This window comes from Arthrobacter sp. R3-55 (assembly GCF_054161505.1).
The window spans coordinates 4,074,980-4,091,106 of record NZ_CP096423.1; the positions used below are offsets into that span (position 1 = coordinate 4,074,980).

General features: G+C 63.6%; 16 protein-coding genes. 10 read left to right on the plus strand and 6 right to left on the minus strand.

The window, feature by feature from the left end:
- Positions 1 to 36: 36 nt before the first annotated feature.
- Positions 37 to 639, plus strand: coding sequence for a dihydrofolate reductase family protein (locus tag M1D51_RS18565; protein WP_458107545.1), 603 nt, complete (start codon positions 37 to 39; stop codon positions 637 to 639).
- Here M1D51_RS18565 and M1D51_RS18570 read toward each other — a convergent pair.
- Complete coding sequence (locus M1D51_RS18570) at positions 623 to 1,705, minus strand: hypothetical protein (protein WP_458107546.1); 1,083 nt, start codon at positions 1,703 to 1,705, stop codon at positions 623 to 625. The genes M1D51_RS18565 and M1D51_RS18570 overlap by 17 nt on opposite strands.
- 102 nt (positions 1,706 to 1,807) lie before the next feature.
- On the opposite strand from M1D51_RS18570, the gene M1D51_RS18575 reads away from it, so the two are divergent.
- The gene (locus M1D51_RS18575) at positions 1,808 to 2,326 is read left to right on the plus strand and encodes a DUF427 domain-containing protein (RefSeq protein ID WP_458107547.1); all 519 of its coding nucleotides are present in this window, start codon (positions 1,808 to 1,810) and stop codon (positions 2,324 to 2,326) included.
- 139 nt (positions 2,327 to 2,465) lie between these two features.
- Positions 2,466 to 3,812: an aspartate kinase gene (locus tag M1D51_RS18580; protein WP_026005424.1), complete on the plus strand. Its 1,347-nt coding sequence runs from the start codon at positions 2,466 to 2,468 to the stop codon at positions 3,810 to 3,812.
- 72 nt (positions 3,813 to 3,884) lie between these two features.
- On the opposite strand, the gene M1D51_RS18585 is transcribed toward M1D51_RS18580, so the two are convergent.
- Complete coding sequence (locus M1D51_RS18585; protein ID WP_458107548.1) at positions 3,885 to 4,481, minus strand: TetR/AcrR family transcriptional regulator; 597 nt, start codon at positions 4,479 to 4,481, stop codon at positions 3,885 to 3,887.
- Between the two features lie 135 nt (positions 4,482 to 4,616).
- Between M1D51_RS18585 and M1D51_RS18590 the strand changes: the two genes are divergently transcribed.
- From M1D51_RS18590 to M1D51_RS18600, 3 genes are all read left to right on the plus strand, one after another.
- Positions 4,617 to 5,897, plus strand: a complete 1,281-nt coding sequence (locus M1D51_RS18590; protein ID WP_458107549.1) for an MFS transporter — start codon at positions 4,617 to 4,619, stop codon at positions 5,895 to 5,897.
- Positions 5,898 to 8,393, plus strand: a complete 2,496-nt coding sequence (locus M1D51_RS18595) for a beta-glucosidase (protein ID WP_458107550.1) — start codon at positions 5,898 to 5,900, stop codon at positions 8,391 to 8,393.
- A gap of 155 nt (positions 8,394 to 8,548) precedes the next feature.
- Complete coding sequence (locus M1D51_RS18600) at positions 8,549 to 8,848, plus strand: DUF4193 domain-containing protein (RefSeq protein ID WP_011773410.1); 300 nt, start codon at positions 8,549 to 8,551, stop codon at positions 8,846 to 8,848.
- A gap of 116 nt (positions 8,849 to 8,964) precedes the next feature.
- Here M1D51_RS18600 and M1D51_RS18605 read toward each other — a convergent pair whose 3' ends face one another.
- From M1D51_RS18605 to M1D51_RS18615, 3 genes are all read right to left on the minus strand, one after another.
- Positions 8,965 to 9,339 carry a LapA family protein gene (locus M1D51_RS18605; protein ID WP_458107551.1) on the minus strand — a complete coding sequence of 125 codons (375 nt, stop codon included), beginning with the start codon at positions 9,337 to 9,339 and terminating at the stop codon, positions 8,965 to 8,967.
- Between the two features lie 71 nt (positions 9,340 to 9,410).
- Positions 9,411 to 9,647: a hypothetical protein gene (locus M1D51_RS18610; RefSeq protein WP_458107552.1), complete on the minus strand. Its 237-nt coding sequence runs from the start codon at positions 9,645 to 9,647 to the stop codon at positions 9,411 to 9,413.
- A 168-nt stretch (positions 9,648 to 9,815) separates the two neighbouring features.
- Positions 9,816 to 10,040 carry a hypothetical protein gene (locus M1D51_RS18615; RefSeq protein WP_026541816.1) on the minus strand — a complete coding sequence of 75 codons (225 nt, stop codon included), beginning with the start codon at positions 10,038 to 10,040 and terminating at the stop codon, positions 9,816 to 9,818.
- Between the two features lie 110 nt (positions 10,041 to 10,150).
- Between M1D51_RS18615 and M1D51_RS18620 the strand changes: the two genes are divergently transcribed.
- The 4 genes from M1D51_RS18620 (at position 10,151) to M1D51_RS18635 (ending at position 12,700) form a co-directional block, all read left to right on the plus strand.
- A complete protein-coding gene (locus M1D51_RS18620) occupies positions 10,151 to 10,615 on the plus strand; it encodes a MarR family winged helix-turn-helix transcriptional regulator (RefSeq protein ID WP_458107553.1) in 465 nt (154 codons plus the stop codon).
- 195 nt (positions 10,616 to 10,810) lie between these two features.
- Positions 10,811 to 11,344 (plus strand): SSI family serine proteinase inhibitor, encoded by a 534-nt coding sequence (locus M1D51_RS18625; protein ID WP_458107554.1) that lies wholly within the window; start codon positions 10,811 to 10,813, stop codon positions 11,342 to 11,344.
- Positions 11,331 to 12,269: a 3-methyladenine DNA glycosylase gene (locus M1D51_RS18630; protein WP_458107555.1), complete on the plus strand. Its 939-nt coding sequence runs from the start codon at positions 11,331 to 11,333 to the stop codon at positions 12,267 to 12,269. Before M1D51_RS18625 ends, M1D51_RS18630 begins: the two co-directional genes overlap by 14 nt.
- 29 nt (positions 12,270 to 12,298) lie before the next feature.
- On the plus strand, positions 12,299 to 12,700 hold the full coding sequence (locus M1D51_RS18635; protein ID WP_172322725.1) for a serine protease inhibitor: 402 nt from the start codon (positions 12,299 to 12,301) through the stop codon (positions 12,698 to 12,700).
- Between the two features lie 75 nt (positions 12,701 to 12,775).
- On the opposite strand, the gene M1D51_RS18640 is transcribed toward M1D51_RS18635, so the two are convergent.
- Positions 12,776 to 15,952, minus strand: coding sequence for a S8 family serine peptidase (locus M1D51_RS18640; RefSeq protein ID WP_458107556.1), 3,177 nt, complete (start codon positions 15,950 to 15,952; stop codon positions 12,776 to 12,778).
- Positions 15,953 to 16,127: the final 175 nt, after the last annotated feature.

Genomic DNA, 16,127 nt, shown 5'->3' on the forward strand with positions numbered 1-16,127 from the left:
TCTCGCAGTCACAACTTCAACCAGGATTGGGGACCCGTGCGGGAACTTGTGTACTACGTCGCAGTGAGCTTGGACGGCTACATCGCCGGACCGGGCGGGGAATTCGATGCGTTTCCGGTGGAGGGTGACCACATGGTGGCGCAGATTGAGCGCTTCCCTGAGGCCATACCCACAGTGGCCGCCGACGCCATGGGCATGGAACAAAGCAACGCGACCTTCGACGCCGTCGTGATGGGCTGGAATACCTACGCGGTTGGTCTACCGGCGGGCATGACCAGCCCCTACCAGCACCTGAAACAAGTTGTGTTCTCCCGGACCCGCACCGAGGCGGATATTCCCGGGGAGTACCCCAATTTGACGGTCACTTCCGAGGACCCGGTAGAGGTGGTGCGGCGCTTGAAGTCCCAGCCCGGCCAGTCGATTTGGCTCTGCGGCGGCGGTCAGCTGGCAACCCGCCTTGCCGGTGAAATAGACCGGCTGGTCCTCAAACGCAGCCCGCTCCTTTTTGGCAACGGCATCCCGCTCTTCGCACCTGGCGCCTACCAGCCCAGCGCCTTCCGTGAGGTCTCGACGACGGCGTTCGGCTCAGGCGTGGTGATCTCTGAGTACGTGCGGCGGCCAGTCATGAAGCCGATCTAGCGCGCAGCCTCCGCGCAGACAGCCAGCGTCCAGGAACGAGCACCAGCGCGGCCAATACCCCTTGTAGCGCCAACCCGGTTAGAGCTATGGGCGTGGACGGGGCAAGTCCGTCGCGGGAGATCCCGCCGAGGCATGGCACTTCGCGGGAGGGTCCGTCCACAGCGATTTGAAGGCTGGAAAACAGCCATCCCAGCTCGTTGTTCGGAGACGCAGCATCGACCCCCAGGCTGCCGAGAATGAAGACGGGGTTGGACGTGGCCAGCCAGGCTATCCGGTCCGTGTGCTCAACCTGCACGGGGCGAAGGTCACCAACACACAAGTAGGAGATGGTCCTTCCCGAAGCGTCCCGCTGCACGTTCACGGGCACGGACATCTGGTCCGGTCCCGCAGTGGCAGGGAGCAGCAGTATGGTGACCATTACGTTGCCGACGCAGAGAAACGCCACCAGCACCGTGGCCAACACCGCTCCCGGCGCCACGTGGGTGAAGCATCTCCGCGAACCGGCACCGATCAGCCCGAACAGCGCTGTTTCAAGGACAATCACGACGACGGCGGCACCGACAAGCGCGATCGACCCGCCGTCGTTGAGGCCCACCACGAACAACGCCGCGCCGGCCATCGCAGCAAAAGCCGCACCCCGCATGGCTCCGGAGAGCAGCAACACAGGGATGCGTCCTTCCGGATGCCTGAATCCCCAGCCAGCCCCCAACACAGCAGCTGCAAGTGCCAGAATTGCCGCCATGATCACAGGGGTGGATCCTGCAGCCCCGGCCGCGAACCAACCGTTTGATTCTGTCCACCTAACCAAGGTCACTGCCATTCCCCAGGCGAAAGCAGTCCCCAGCATGCAGGCCATCCAGAACCACCACGAGGCAAGGGACTTCCGGGTGTTTACCCACGCTGCGCCTGCAGCCACCCGCAGGACTCCGGGACCTCCAGATGGGTCCGCAGGCGGCTTTGGGGTGGCCAAGCCGGATGGCTGATCGTCGATCACGCCGCCGATCACTTCGTATTCGGGTTCCCGGGCTGGGTCCGAACCGGATTGGTGCTCAGGAACGCCGGCCATCGCCGCTCGCACTCCTCATGAATGGATGGTACGCCGGGAAGGCCGGCGCGGATACGGCGGGGCTTCAAGGCAGAATCCCAGCCAAGGGTGTCACCATGGCTCATGGTCTCCAGCAACGGTGTGTTCAGGCGTCCCCGTCCCATCGAGCCCGCCCCGGGCCAGGAATCGGTGTGGGACTACCCGCGCCCGCCACGGGTGGAGCCGCGATCAGAGCGGGTTGTGGTGCGGCTTGGGGGTCAGGTGATCGTGGACACCACCGATGCCGTGCGGGTCCTGGAAACCAGCCACCCGCCGGTCTACTACGTCCCTTTGGATGCTTTCCCGGACGGTGTGTTGATTCCCGTCGGCGGCACCACTTTCTGTGAGTTCAAGGGAGAAGCCAGTTACTTCACCATCAGAGCCGGCGGCACGGCTGTTGAGCGTGGCGGATGGACCTACCCACACCCCACACGGGGGTTCGAGGCCCTCAGCAGCCGGATAGCCCTGTACCCGGAACACATGGACTCATGCGAGGTGGACGGGGAGCGGGTGAGGTTCCAGGAAGGCAGCTTCTACGGCGGGTGGATTACCCGTGGAATCGTAGGCCCCTTCAAGGGCGGCCCGGGCACTGCGGGGTGGTAGTCATCGCAGGTGGCCGCCATGTGGTCACAATTCCTGCAGGGACAGCGCACGGCGATAAACTGGGCAAATAAGCTACGCAGGCGTGCCTGAATTGGAGCATGCCGCGTTCGAACCCTATTGATGCAGTGAGGGTGCGCGCATGACTATGCCCACTACCGAAGTGAAGATCGAAGAGCTCTCCAACGAGGCTGCCATTACCAAGCAGCTGATCGTTCAGAAGTTCGGCGGTTCCTCGGTTGCCGATGCTGATGGCATCAAGCGGGTCGCACAGCGCGTCGTGGATGCGCAGAAGGCCGGCAACGAGGTTGTGGTTGTTGTCTCCGCAATGGGTGACACCACCGACGAACTCCTGGACCTCGCAAGCCAGGTCACGGACTCAGCTCCCGCCCGCGAAATGGACATGCTGTTGTCTGCGGGCGAACGGATTTCCATGGCCCTGCTCGCCATGGCCATTAACAAGTTCGGTGCTTCCGCGCAGTCCTTTACGGGATCCCAGGCCGGCATGATTACCGACGGCATCCACGGCAAGGCGCGAATTATCGACGTCGATCCCCACCGCATCCGCACTGCCTTGGACAAGGGCCACATCGCGATCGTGGCAGGCTTCCAGGGCATGAGCCGCAGCACCAACGAGATCACCACTTTGGGCCGTGGCGGTTCAGACACCACGGCTGTTGCCTTGGCCGCGGCCCTGGAAGCTGACGTCTGCGAGATCTACACGGACGTGGACGGCATCTACACCGCCGACCCCCGGGTAGTGTCCAGCGCCCAGAAGATCGACCGCATCTCCAGCGAGGAAATGCTGGAACTGGCCGCATCCGGCGCCAAGATCCTGCACCTGCGTTGTGTGGAGTACGCCCGCCGTTTTGGTGTGCCGCTGCACGTCCGCTCGTCTTTCAGCCAAAACGAAGGCACCTGGGTCATCCCCGGAGCCGACGAAAAGTTCACTATTCAAGAGGGAGTTGCCTTGGAGCAGCCAATCATCTCCGGCGTTGCACACGATCGGTCCGAAGCCAAGGTCACAGTGGTAGGCGTCCCGGATATCCCCGGCAAGGCTGCCGCGATCTTCCAGGTGATCGCTGACGCGCACTCGAACATCGACATGATCGTCCAGAACGTCTCCACCCACGGCACCGGCCGCACGGACATTTCGTTCACCCTTCCCATCGTGGAAGGCGCGGACGCCCTTGCGGCCCTGCGCGCAGCCGAGGGCCAGATCGGCTTCGAAAGCATCGAATACAACGAGCACGTTGGCAAGCTCTCCCTGATCGGCGCGGGCATGCGTTCACACCCCGGCGTTTCGGCCACGTTCTTCAAGGCCCTCTCCGACGCCGGGATCAACATCGACATGATCTCCACCTCGGAAATCCGCATCTCCGTTGTTACCAGCGCTGATGCCCTGGATGATGCCGTGCGCGCCATCCACAACGCGTTCGAGCTCGACGGCGACGCAGAGGCTACCGTCTACGGCGGCACCGGCCGCTAGCCAACCGCGGGCAACCGCGGGCAAAATAAGTACCAGTTAAGGCCGTTCTGAGCTCTCAGAACGGCCTTACTGTTACTCAGTCGGGTGAGCCGGCGCCAGCAGAACGTCAATGAGTTGCCGGAGCCCATCAGCCATGTCCACGTCCTTGTCATACAGCCACTGCAGTTGGAGCCCGTCGAAGGCTGCCACGGTCAGCCGCGCCAACATCACGGAGTCGACGTCGGTGCGCACCTCGCCGGTGTCCTGTCGCTTTGCGATGTCGTCGGCAATGTCCCGGACCACTGTCTCGTACCGCTCTTTGAAGTAGCTGTGGGAAGCATGCTCAGGGTCATTGGCTGTAGCTGAGGCAACCGCATAGAGCGTGGTCAGGCCAGGTTCGCGGACATTCCGTTCGGCGATGGGCGGCATGAGGCTCAAACCCACTTCTGCGGTGCCGCCCACGGCGAGTGACCGTTTGTCCCGTTCGGCCAGGACCGCGGTCAGTAGTTCCTGCTTGCCTTTGAAGTAGTGGAACAGGGTGGCTTCCTTGACTCCCACGAGTTCGGCAACCCGCTTGAGTGCTGTTCCTTCAAAACCTTCGGTGGCAAACACATCGGTTGCCGTTTGGATGATCTGTTCACGGCGTTCCGCACCCTTGGCGTACTGGCCCCGGGCCTTGGACGTTGACATCCGTTCAGTCTATTTGACCCTTCGAAAGTCGAGCTTCACTCGACATTTTTCTTGAAAACCTAGTCACACTCGATTTTTAGGACTAGAGTCTTCCTTCAAGACCCAACGGTGGGTCACTGTTCAGCAGGAGGCAATGTGGCCCTCAACATCAATCAGCAGCCCGCGGGCATGGAAACCATCGCCCCGGGCCTCGGAAGCGCGCCGCCCAAAGCTGCTTCCCGCGCCTACATCATTGGCATGCCCATCGCGAGCGCCGGACTCTGGATGGCCGTCCTCGCACCGGCCCTGGTAGTCCTGGCCATCAAGGTCTCGGAAATCACCACCCCGGAGACACGCGCCGGTGCGCTAAGCCTCGTGGCCGGCGTCGGAGCCGCTGTCGCCTTGCTCGCCAATCCGTTCTTTGGCCGGCTCAGCGACCGTACGACGTCCCGCTTCGGCATGCGGAAACCGTGGATCGTCGGCGGTTCACTGATCGGCCTCGCAGCACTTTTCCTGCTGGGGTCGGCTACGGAAGTGGGAGCAGTCCTCGTCGGCTGGGTTCTAGCACAGCTGGGCTTCAACGCGGCACTCGCCGCCTTGGTGGCAACCCTTCCCGACCAAGCCGGCCCCACGGAGCGCGGCCGCCTTTCCGGGCTCATCGGCATGACGTTGCCTATTGGCCTGGTGGCAGCAGCCTTCCTGGCGCAGATGTTCGAAACCGCCTTGCTGATGGCTGTAGTCCCCGGCGTCATCGGCACCGCGATTGCCATCGTCTTCGCGTTTACCTTCAAGGACCGGGTCCTCACCGGGAAACCGGCACCATTGAACGTCAAGGAAATCCTGGGTTCCTTCTACTTCAACCCCAAGGATTACCCCGGCCTGGGGTGGGCCTGGGTCACTAAATTCCTGGTCTACGTTGGCTACTGTGCCGGACTGCTCTACCTGCCGTACTTCTTCACGGACCACCTCCAGGTCGCCGAAACGGAGGTCCCCAGCCTGGTGTTCCAAGCAACCCTGGTGAGCTCTGCCGGCACCGTGATCACCAGCCTTGCCGGTGGCTGGATCAGCGACCGCCTGGGCAAGCGCAAGAGCATGGTGATCGCTTCTGCCCTGATCATGATGGGCGGCTTGGTGGTCATCGCCACCAGCACCGACACGGGTCAGGTGCTGTTGGGCCAAGGAATCCTGGGCCTGGGCCTCGGCGTTTTCAGCGCCGTGGACGTAGCGCTCATTACGGATTTGCTGCCAAGCGACCAGTCGGAGAATGCCAAGACTTTCGGCGTCTTCAACATCGCCCAGGCCCTCCCCCAATCGCTGGTTCCGGCAATCGCCTTCCCGGTCATCGCCTTGGGTGGCTACCCCGCATTGTTCCTCGGAGGTGCGGTGGTAGGCATCATCGGAGCCCTCCTCGTCACACGTATCAAAGGAGTCAAGTAAATGAATCCCGCACTCTCCCCGGCAGTCACCACGCCACCAGCAGGAGCCCAGGATGCTGAAGCCAGGATCCTGGAACTGGCCCAAAGCCTGTCCCTCGAACAGCAGGTGCAACTGCTGACAGGCGCAGACGTGTGGTCCACGCACGCCATCCCTGAGATCGGACTGTCCCGCGTCGTCATGTCCGACGGTCCGGCCGGCGTCCGCGGCGAAGACTTCGACGAACGCCACGACTCCGTCTCCTTGCCGTCGTCCTCCGCTTTGTCCGCGACGTGGAGCGTTGAGACGGCGCGCCGCTACGGGCAGGTCCTGGGCCAGGAGGCCCGCCGTAAAGGCGTGCACGCCGTCCTGGGACCCACCATCAACCTGCACCGCTCTCCGCTGGGCGGCCGCCACTTTGAATGCATGAGCGAGGACCCCAGGCTCACAGCCACGATGGCTGCCGGGTACGTTGCCGGGGTCCAGTCCATGGGCGTGGGCGCCACTCCCAAGCACTACCTCGCCAACGAGGCCGAAACCGAGCGTTTCACCGCCGATTCCGTAGTGGATGAACGCCCGCTCCGGGAGCTGTACCTGGCGGCCTTCGAGGACGCCATCACCGAGGCCCGGGCCTGGCTGGTGATGAGCTCCTACAACTCCATCAACGGCACCACCGCCAGTGAGAACACGCTCCTGGAGACCCCGCTGTCCACCGAATGGGGCTTCGATGGCGTGGTGGTCTCCGACTGGACCGGTGTGCGCTCCGTGGACGCGGCAAACGCGCACCAGGACCTGGAAATGCCCGGCCCTGTGGGCCACTGGGGACCCAAGCTCCTTGCCGCCGTCAAGGATGGCCGCGTCAGCCGTGAGGCCATCCTTGAAAAAGTCACCCGCATCCTGCGCCTGGCTGCCCGCGTCGGCTCCCTCGAAGGCTTCGAGCCCGCGGTGAGCCAGCTCCCGGCGCAACTGGACGGGGCCGTCGTCGCGCGTGAAGTGGCCGTCCGTGGTGCCGTACTGGTCCGCAACAAGGGCGTCCTGCCGGTCGACGCGAAGGCGCTCAGCAGTGTCGCCGTGATCGGCCACAACGCCGATGAAGCCCGGACCCAGGGCGGCGGCAGCGCCACTGTGATGCCTAAGTACACAATCTCGCCGCTGGAGGGCCTGCGCAAAGCACTGCCCGACGACGTCACCCTCACCTACGCCCGTGGCGCCAAGGTAGCCGAGGGCCTCCAGCCCTTCCCCCGCACATCCCTCCACAACCCGGTCTCCGGCGTTCCCGGAATACGCGTGACCTTCCTCGCCGCCGATGGCACGGAGATTTCCGGTGAGGACCGCCTGGCCTCGCACCTGATCTGGTTCGGCGTTGGAATTCCCGACGGCGCCGCGTCCATCCGCATGGAAGCGGACTGGACAGCCGAAACAGCAGGCGTGCACCACGTTGGCGTCGGAACCGTGGGCAGTATCCGCTTGGTGCTGGACGGGGCGGAAGTGTTCAATGACGAGATCAAGGACGACACCGAAGTTTTGGGCGCCGCCCTGTTCGATCCGCCCAAGACCGTCCATGCAGTGGAAACCACCGCCGGCCAGATCGTCCGGATCGAGGCCGAGTACCAGCTGCCCAAGGAGCAGGTCATTCCCTTCACCGCCATCCTCCTGGGCGAGGAAACAGTGGTGGCGGACCCACAGGCAGAGATTGACGCCGCCGTGGAAGCTGCCCGGAACTCCGAGGTTGCCGTGGTGGTGGTGGGCACCAACGCGGCCATCGAGTCCGAGGGCTTCGACCGCAAAGACCTGGACCTGCCCGGCTACCAGAACCAGCTTGTGGAGGCAGTCGCCGCAGCCAACCCACGCACGGTGGTAGTGGTGAACTCCGGATCACCGGTGCTCATGCCATGGCTGGACAAGGTGGGTGCCGTGCTCCTGGGCTGGTTCGGCGGCCAGGAATTCGGTAACGCCATTGCGGACATCCTGCTAGGCGTCGAAGAGCCCGGCGGGCGCCTGCCCACCACGTGGCCTGCAGCCCTCCACGACGTCCCGGTCCTCAACACCACCCCCGTTGACGGCAAAGTGGTCTACTCAGAGGGCATCCACATCGGCTACCGCGCCTGGCTCAAGCAGGAATCCGAGGGCGGCGCCGCTCCTGCCCTGCCGTTCGGCTTCGGACTCGGGTACGCAACCTTTGAACTCGGCACGGCCCATGCCCCGCAGGTGGTCACGGCCGGCAACGATGTTGTGGTCCACGTGCCCGTCAAGAACACCGGCACCCGCACCGGACGGGAAGTTGTCCAGGTCTATCTGGAACGCCGGGAATCGGACGTAGAGCGTCCCGTTCGCTGGCTTGCCGGCTACGCCGGAACGCACCTTGCCGCAAACGGAACCGAGAGCGTGGAAATACGCATCCCCGCCAAGGCGTTTGCACATTACGACGCCGGCTGGCAGTTTGAGCAGGGCACGTTCGGCATGCTGGTTGGTCGCCACGCGTCCGATAAATTCCAGGCTTTGGACATCGAACTCCGGTAATACATGAGTAAAATCACGCTGGGTGACGGGGTTTTTTGGCCGTCACCCACGTGGTTTTCGCCACAAGCGACGGAACTGGGGTATGGTATGGAATTTTCGTGGCATGCTGTACGTTGCATACCCGGTAACCCCCTAACACGAAGAGGCATTAAAAAGTGGCAGCCGATTACGACGAACTCCGTACCGATGTAAAAGAGAACCAGGAGCAGTCCCTCCAGGCTCTCCAGTCCGCCAGCGCTCCCACGGCCAAGAGTGTCGTGCTTGAACTGGACGAAACCGATGGCCTCGACGCCAACGGCCCCGGCGGCGAAATCGTCGCCGAAGAACTGGTGATCCAGGTTATTCCGCAGGCCAACGACGAGTTCACTTGTCACTCCTGCTTCCTGGTTCGCCACCGCTCGCAGATCGCGCGCGAAAAAGACGGCGTCGCGTACTGCACCGACTGCGAAGGCTAAGACAGCCCACCACCCCGGCGGACCTAAAATCGTCAGGGAGTGCCGTCGTCGGGATTAAATTGCGGAAGGACCGGAGCAAGCGCTCCGGTCCTTCCGCAGTTAATGCCGGCAGCCGTTTAAAGCTGGTAGCCGCCTTCCGGGCCCCCGACGGTCTTCCTGCGGCGATGGTTGGCGATCCTGAGTTGCAGGATCCGGGCCCCTCCCGCAAGGGCCACCAGCACGCCTCCGCCCACAGCGGCAATGAAGAGTGTGGTGCCTAGCGCGAGCGTTCCTTCCAAACCGAAGAACCGCACCGTGATCATGTCCTGGTTTTGGACGAAGAAGACGATCAGCATCACCAACACCACCAAGCCCACGGCAACTGCGACCCATAGGGCGGCAGTGCGGGTGGGCCTGGACGTGGCTGGCGCAGCTGGTGCGGCGTGGCGCTCCGGCCGCTCGTGCCGCTCGGACCCCGCTGGCATTCCCGCGGCATCATCCTGAAAACTCACTGACGGCCCCCTCTTGTTCCGGCATCACCTGGTCCTACACATAGTAAGCATGCTGATGAGTTGAGCGGTAGTCAGTGCCGCAGGGAGTAGTCGGTCGAGGTTGGGCCCGGATCGTTGTTCCGGACAGCGTAGTGATGGCCTTGGGAATCAGTCTCGATGTCGAAGTTCTTCAGATCCGCTTCGGAAGCGGTCTCGAAATCATCATGCTTGTGCACCACGGGGCTATCCGTGTCGCCGTGGGTTGCCGGTCCAAAAACGGACTGGAGCCGCTCGGTGACGTGGACGAAGCCTTCCATTCTGCGTCCCATGTTTTCCACCTCCTTTCTTACCGGAGAGCGAAAAAGCGGCAGGGCTGGCGCGTGCCGTTCAGTGAGGCCAATTTTACGCCCGAATCCGTCGCCGAGTGGGCACGTGGCCCCCCTGTTTTTGGGAAACCTGGGGGCCAAGGGCCAACTCGGCGGAGAAGGAAGGGTGGCTTACCGGAGGGACTTGTCGTCCGGGTTACGGGGCACCACGTAGGTGCTGCCATCAGGGCGGCGGAGGGTTTCCCACTGCTGGGTCTCGGCCTGGCGCTGGGCGAGCAACTTCCGGTTGGCCTCGGTCATCTCATGATCGAGGGAACTGCTGTGCGCGGGGCCGAAAACCACCCGGAACTTGCCCGTGGCGCGCATGAACTTCCGGGTGAGGGATTCCTTGGCCACTGCTGATCGACTCCTTGTTAGGCGGGTTCAATAACTCCATAGTACGCTAATCATTAGTACACTAACTAATGCGATCGGAGTGCCGATCAAGGCAGCAAACAGGAGGCACCATGACGGCGACCAACCAAGCCGAGGAAACCGACGACCTCCTGCTGGAGCGTCAACTGTGCTTCGCGCTGACCGTGGCGTCCCGCAGCGTAGTGGGCGTTTACAAACCCGTGCTTGAACGGCTCGGCCTGACGCATCCCCAGTACTTGGTGATGCTGGCCCTGTGGGAGCGGAGCCCCCGCACGCTGAAGGACATCAGCGACAGCCTCCTCCACGACCCCGCAACCCTGTCACCGCTGCTGAAACGCCTCGAAGAAGCCGAACTCATCACCCGCGGGCGCGTGCTTGGCAATGAACGCGCCCTGGCCATCACCTTGACGGAAAAGGGTGCCGCACTCCGTGAACAGGCAACGGCTGTCCCGGGCGAAATCCGCGAGCGCCTTCAGCTCACCCGCGAGGAAGTTGCAGAATTGCATCAGGCCATGACGGGACTGATCGCAGCAACCCAGCGGCACAACTCCCTCTAGCCGCACCGTTTAGCCGCACCGTTTAGCCGCCCCCCGTTGGCTGGCAACCCCCGCAACCCCTACAACCCCGACAACCCCGGCAAACCACCCGCGCGTCCCCTAGCCAAGTGCACTGCCCCGATGGTGTTCTTGAAGCGAACACCGAAACGGGGCACCACAAGTGCCACGTAAAATGGACGCAACCTAGGAGATTCCATGCGCATGCGATTTGTTCGGCCCCTGTTGGCAGTCCTGGCCGTCGCCGGTCTGGCCGCATGCTCCGGCTCCCCCACGCCCGGTTCCACAGGCAGCGCAAGCCAGGCGCCGTCGTCGTCGGCGCCTTCAAGCAGCAGCGCAAGCACCAGCCCCGGCAGCAGCGCCACTCCCAGCGCCACGGCGGCACCTGGCGCCGGCAATGCCGAACTCTCCATCACACTGGTTGAATCCCCGGAAGCAGCGCCGCAGACTTTCACGCTCGTCTGCGCGGACGGTGTACCCGCCGCTGAAAGCAACCACCCAACCGCCCGGGAAGCCTGCACCACCATCAAAGACAGCCCCGCCATCCTCAGCCCTTCGCCCACCAAAACGGACCAGGCCTGCACCATGCAGTACGGCGGCCCGGCAACGGCAAAGGTGACCGGCGCCGTGGACGGCAAGGAAGTAACGGCAGCCTTCAACCGCACCGACGGTTGCCAGATCGCCCTATGGGACGCCGCGAAGAGCGTCCTCGGATCAGATGGCGGCCTCTAGGCTGCGGCACCTCCCCCAGGAGCATTGGCTCGGGCTGGAGGCAGCCCATCACGCCCGGGTGGCGCGCTACGCGGACCCGTACCTGGCCAGGCGTTCGGCCGGCAAAAAGCACCCCGTTGAGGACTTCCTGTTCACCTACTACACGCAGAAACCCGGACAGTTGCTGCGCTGGCATCCCGGCGACGGTACGGTCCTCAGCGGTCCGCGGGCCCTTGAGCGGGCCGCGTGGAAGTTCTACCGAACGCTCGACGACGACGAACTCGCCTCACTGGGGCTCCCGGCAGGAACGCCGGCGGTCACCTTTGATCGCGGCGGCTTCCTGGCTGACCGCGCCGAAGCTGTCCGCTTCGCCGGAATCATCCTGGCGGGCACGGCGAAGCGCCCGGCCCAGTTTGGCTGCTTCGGCCTGCACGAGTGGGCCATGGTGTACCGGCAGGAGAAGTTCGAACTCCGCCATGAATACCTGAAGCTGCGGCTTGGCGGTGAGGGCACGGACACCGTGGTGGAAGAGAACCGTATCCGGTGCTCGCACTTTGACGCGTTCCGTTTCTACACCCCGGACGCCACGCCACTGAATGAGCTCACCCCCACGCGCGAAAACCAGCGCACCATGGAGCAGCCCGGTTGCCTGCACGCCAATATGGACCTCTACAAGTGGGCGTACAAGCTGACCCCGGCACTGCCCAGCGAACTGGTGATGGACTGCTTCGAGCTTTCGTGGCGGATCCGCGCCATGGACATGAAGGCCTCCCCCTACGATCTCGAACAATGGGGCTACCCACCCATCAGGATCGAGACACCGCAGGGCAAGGCCGAGTACGTTGAATACCAGCGGGCTTTCGCGGCCGAATCCCAGGAGCTGCGGACCCGCGTGCAACAGGCAATAGATCCGCTCCTCACCGAGCTGAGTGGATTGGCCGCCTGAGCACCCGCCGCCACCAGCGAAAGGTCACCATGGTTTCCCCCACGAGCGAGTCACCGAACAGCGAGTACGACGTCGATCTCACAGTCACGCTGACTGAGGCACCTGACGCTGAACCACGCGAGTTCCGCCTTCGGTCCGCAGCAGGCATCCTCTCGCCCGATCCCGACTCCCTGGACTCGAACCTGCCGGATGCAGCCGCGGCGCTGGCCGCCGTCGAGCAATTCGGCGAGGAAATCTTCTTCCCCGAGCCCCGCCCCGACAGGATCTGCACCCAGCAGTACGGCGGCCCGCAGGTGGCCGTAGTGACGGGCTGGTTCCGTGGGAAAAAAGTCAACAGCCGGTTCAGCAGGACTGACGGTTGCGAAATCGCCCGCTGGAAGGCCCTGGCGTCCCTGCTGGGGAACACCGGAGGCTCCACAGGCAACATCTGATACACGCAACAGTGGCCGGCGGGAATCCCCGCCGGCCACTGTTGTTAAGGCATCAGTTACTGGATCAAGCGAACACTAGCCGGCGTTGTTGCTCTGCGTCGGCTCGTCGCCACGGATCTTGCCGTGGTTCTTCTTGTCCTTCTTGTCCTTCTTCGGGTCTTCCTCGTCCGGAACCACTACGGCCCCGCCCGGGTTGACCAGGACGGTGACGAAACTCGGCTCACTGGTACCTGCGAAGGTGAGGCGGCCGATGTAGGAACCGGGCTCCAGGTTCTTCCAGTTCAGCGAAATCTGGCCCGTCTTGCCATTGGCGAGGCGGATCGGGTTAGGCGTCACAGTGGCGTTGCCCTGGTTGGCACCGAGGACTGCGGCATCAACGGTGGCCTTGGTGGCCTGGTTGTTGGGGCTCGCGTACAGGTTGGCGAAGATGTAGTAGTCGCCCGCTGCCGGGTTGGGAACGGAGAGCGTCTCACTGGCCGAGGCCGTGGCTGCAGGCAACTGCTGACCGGACGGGGTGAGGACCAGCATGTCGAAGTCCGCGGCCTCACTGGAGGAGATCACGGAGAACTTGGCAAGGGCACTGCCCGGGCCAACGGTCACCTTTTTGACGTAGTTGGACGCATTGGTTTCGCCCGCGAACGGCCCGGGGACCAGCTCAACAGCCGAGGAATCAGCCTTGGACAGGCCATCGACGGTCACCCCTACCGGCAGGTTGGTGCCGGAGGTGATGTTGATGGTTCCGGAGCCGTTGGGGCCGGTTCCGGTGAACGCCAGGGCCTTGTCCGCAATGACGGACTGCGGCCGTACGGCGATCGGCGAGGTGACGGTCTTGTTGGCACCCTGCCAGCTCAGCGAACCCATGGCGAACTTGCCCAGCTCGGCGTTCCTGTTCTCGAACTGGACCTTGAACGTCTTCTTCTCGCCAGGAGCCCCGAAGGTGAGCACCGATGGAGTGACCTTGACGTTGACGCCCGGAACGTTGACTGACGCCCGGTAGGTGCCTGCCGTGAGGGCGGTCAGCGTACGGGTGACCTCGATCTTGCCGGCAAGGTTGCCGAGGGCGAAGGAGGGAACGTTCATGTCACGCGGTGCAGTGGTACCGAGTCCTTCAATGCCCAGGTCCATGCCCGTGCCTTGGACGAACTTGAGGTAGTCCTCGGTGGTGGCATCGTAAACGAGGCCCGGCGAGAGGACCTTGGCGGGGTCAACCTGTCCGGCACCGGTGGCGAAGACGTCCTTGTTGACCGAACCGTTGGCCAGTTTGACCGGGCCTGCGGTTGTCATCATGGCGGACTTCACGGTGGCCGGGGACCACTGCGGGTTCTTGGCCAGGATCAGCGCGCCGAAGCCGGCAACGTGCGGGGCAGCCATGGAGGTTCCGGACAGGAAGCCGAAGTTGTCTCCGCCGGTTCCGATCGGGGAAACACCGGCGAGGATCGCGACGCCGGGAGCTGAGACGTCAGGCTTCAGCAGGTCCGAGTCGGTGGCAAGCAGCGGACCGCGGGAAGAGAATCCGGCAATCTGCGGCTGGGCTTCGGCAGGAAGGCCCGTGGTATCGCGGTTCAGCAGGGAAACGGTGATGGCCGGGTTGGCCGTGACCTTGTCCTTGATGGTCTGCGTTGCAGGCGGGTTCACGTGGACCGTGGGGATGACGTGCTTGTCCGTGTCCAGCGAGGAGTCCGTCAGGTTCACCAGGATCATGCCCACGCCGCCGCCGCGGAGGACCTCGGCGCTCTTGGCGGTGCGGTCAACCACGCCGCGGTCACAGACAACAACCTTGCCGGCTACCTTGGCGGGGTCCAATGAGCCCGGAGCACACAGTGCCGCGTTGCCTTCACCGCTTGCAGCGTTGGTGGACAGCACGACGCCGGCCCCGCTCACCTCGCGGTTCATGATGGACGCTCCGCGGAATTTGCTGCCGTCGGAGAATTCAACGGTGCCCTGGAGTTCCTGGGAGAACGAGGTTGCGGCAACCGTGGTCAGCCATGGCGCTCCGTGGTTCACGGTGCTGGCAGTCGGTCCGGAGTTACCGGCCGAGGTAGCCACGAAGATGCCTGCCGACGCTGCGGACAGGAAGGCCAGGGAGACAGGGTCCGTGGTGGTGGTGGTTGAACCGGAGATGGAGTAGTTCAGCACATCCACGCCGTCCAGGATGGCTTGCTCGATTGCATCCACGGAAGCGGAGCCGTAGCAACCACCCGTAGCGGGATCGTTGTCCTCCCAGCAGACCTTGTAGACCGCGAGCTTGGCAGCCGGGGCAATCCCGCTGGTGGTTCCGAAGCTGCGGCCGTCCACTACGGCGTCCACGTTGGCGTTGCCGGCCGCGGTGCTGGCCGTGTGGGTGCCGTGGCTGTCCACGTCAACGGCAGAGATGACTTCTTCGGGAGCCCGGTTTTCCGGGGCGACCGTCTCAAGGAAGGCGTCGGCGAAGTAGTGGGTGCTCAGGACCTTGGAGTTGCAGGCGCTGCCATCGTAGTCGGCGCCGGTGTCAGTGCCTGGCTGGCATTCGCCGATGAAGGTATCGCCATCGGCTTTGAGCATGGCGATCTTGCCGTCGGCGGTGCGGTAGGGAACGCCTACCTGCGGGTTGCCGACCAGCGGGCCTACGGGCTCACCTGCGAAGAATGGATTGGAGGGGGTGTAGCCGGTGTCGATGACGCCAACAACGGTGCCCTTGCCTGCGTTGTCCTGGCCACCGTACTGGGTGGCCCAGGTGCCGTTGGGGCCGCTGAGCTTGAGGAAGTCGGTGGTGGAGTAGTCCGGCGCGTACTGCGTGTCCGGTGCCACCATGAGGACCTTGGGATCCTTGGCCAGGTTGATGGCCTGGTCGGCCGTCAGGTTGGCGCTGAAGCCGTTGACGGCGGTGGTGAAGTCACGCTCAATGGTGATGTTTTCCTGGGTGGCAATTTCTTGCTGTTGCGTCTGCAGGTGCTGCTGGTATTCCTTCACCTGGGCGCTGTCGGCGTCGAGCTTCTTGCCCTCTTCAGGCTTGGTGGGCGCAAGGCCCGCCGTTCCGCCGTCGTAAGTTGCCGCAGGCTTCTCCGCCAGGACAACCATGTAACGGCCATCCTTGTAGGCGCTGGGGTCAAGGTTCTTCTTGGCCACGCCTGCAACGTTCCCGGGCGTCTCCGGCGTGGGAGCGGCCTGGGCCGGCATCGCCATCGAAGAGAGAAGCAACGGCAAGCCCACGGCCAGTGCCGCGGCCTTTCGAAGCCCCCCGCTTCTGACGAAGCTCTTTCCTTGTGATTTCACGAGTGGTTGCACCTTTCACTGAGGGAGGACCAGGCTCCATCGCCTGGGCCTGTCAACTTTTAGTTGGTTGAACCTTTGACAGTTCTTGTCAAAGCCGCGCAACCAGCCGAGTCACAGAGTACCTAGTGAGAGCCGAATATGACATACAGCACATTTTGGGAATTTTGTCTTGTCA

Excerpts from the sequence above, each read along its gene's own strand:
- M1D51_RS18630 (WP_458107555.1), top strand. The coding sequence starts at position 11,331 with ATGGCGGCCTCTAGGCTGCGGCACCTCCCCCAGGAGCATTGGCTCGGG.
- M1D51_RS18635 (WP_172322725.1), top strand. The coding sequence starts at position 12,299 with ATGGTTTCCCCCACGAGCGAGTCACCGAACAGCGAGTACGACGTCGAT.
- M1D51_RS18620 (WP_458107553.1), top strand. The coding sequence starts at position 10,151 with ATGACGGCGACCAACCAAGCCGAGGAAACCGACGACCTCCTGCTGGAG.
- M1D51_RS18580 (WP_026005424.1), top strand. The coding sequence starts at position 2,466 with ATGACTATGCCCACTACCGAAGTGAAGATCGAAGAGCTCTCCAACGAG.
- M1D51_RS18610 (WP_458107552.1), bottom strand. The coding sequence starts at position 9,647 with ATGGGACGCAGAATGGAAGGCTTCGTCCACGTCACCGAGCGGCTCCAG.
- M1D51_RS18585 (WP_458107548.1), bottom strand. The coding sequence starts at position 4,481 with ATGTCAACGTCCAAGGCCCGGGGCCAGTACGCCAAGGGTGCGGAACGC.
- M1D51_RS18570 (WP_458107546.1), bottom strand. The coding sequence starts at position 1,705 with ATGGCCGGCGTTCCTGAGCACCAATCCGGTTCGGACCCAGCCCGGGAA.
- M1D51_RS18595 (WP_458107550.1), top strand. The coding sequence starts at position 5,898 with ATGAATCCCGCACTCTCCCCGGCAGTCACCACGCCACCAGCAGGAGCC.
- M1D51_RS18575 (WP_458107547.1), top strand. The coding sequence starts at position 1,808 with ATGGTCTCCAGCAACGGTGTGTTCAGGCGTCCCCGTCCCATCGAGCCC.
- M1D51_RS18625 (WP_458107554.1), top strand. The coding sequence starts at position 10,811 with ATGCGCATGCGATTTGTTCGGCCCCTGTTGGCAGTCCTGGCCGTCGCC.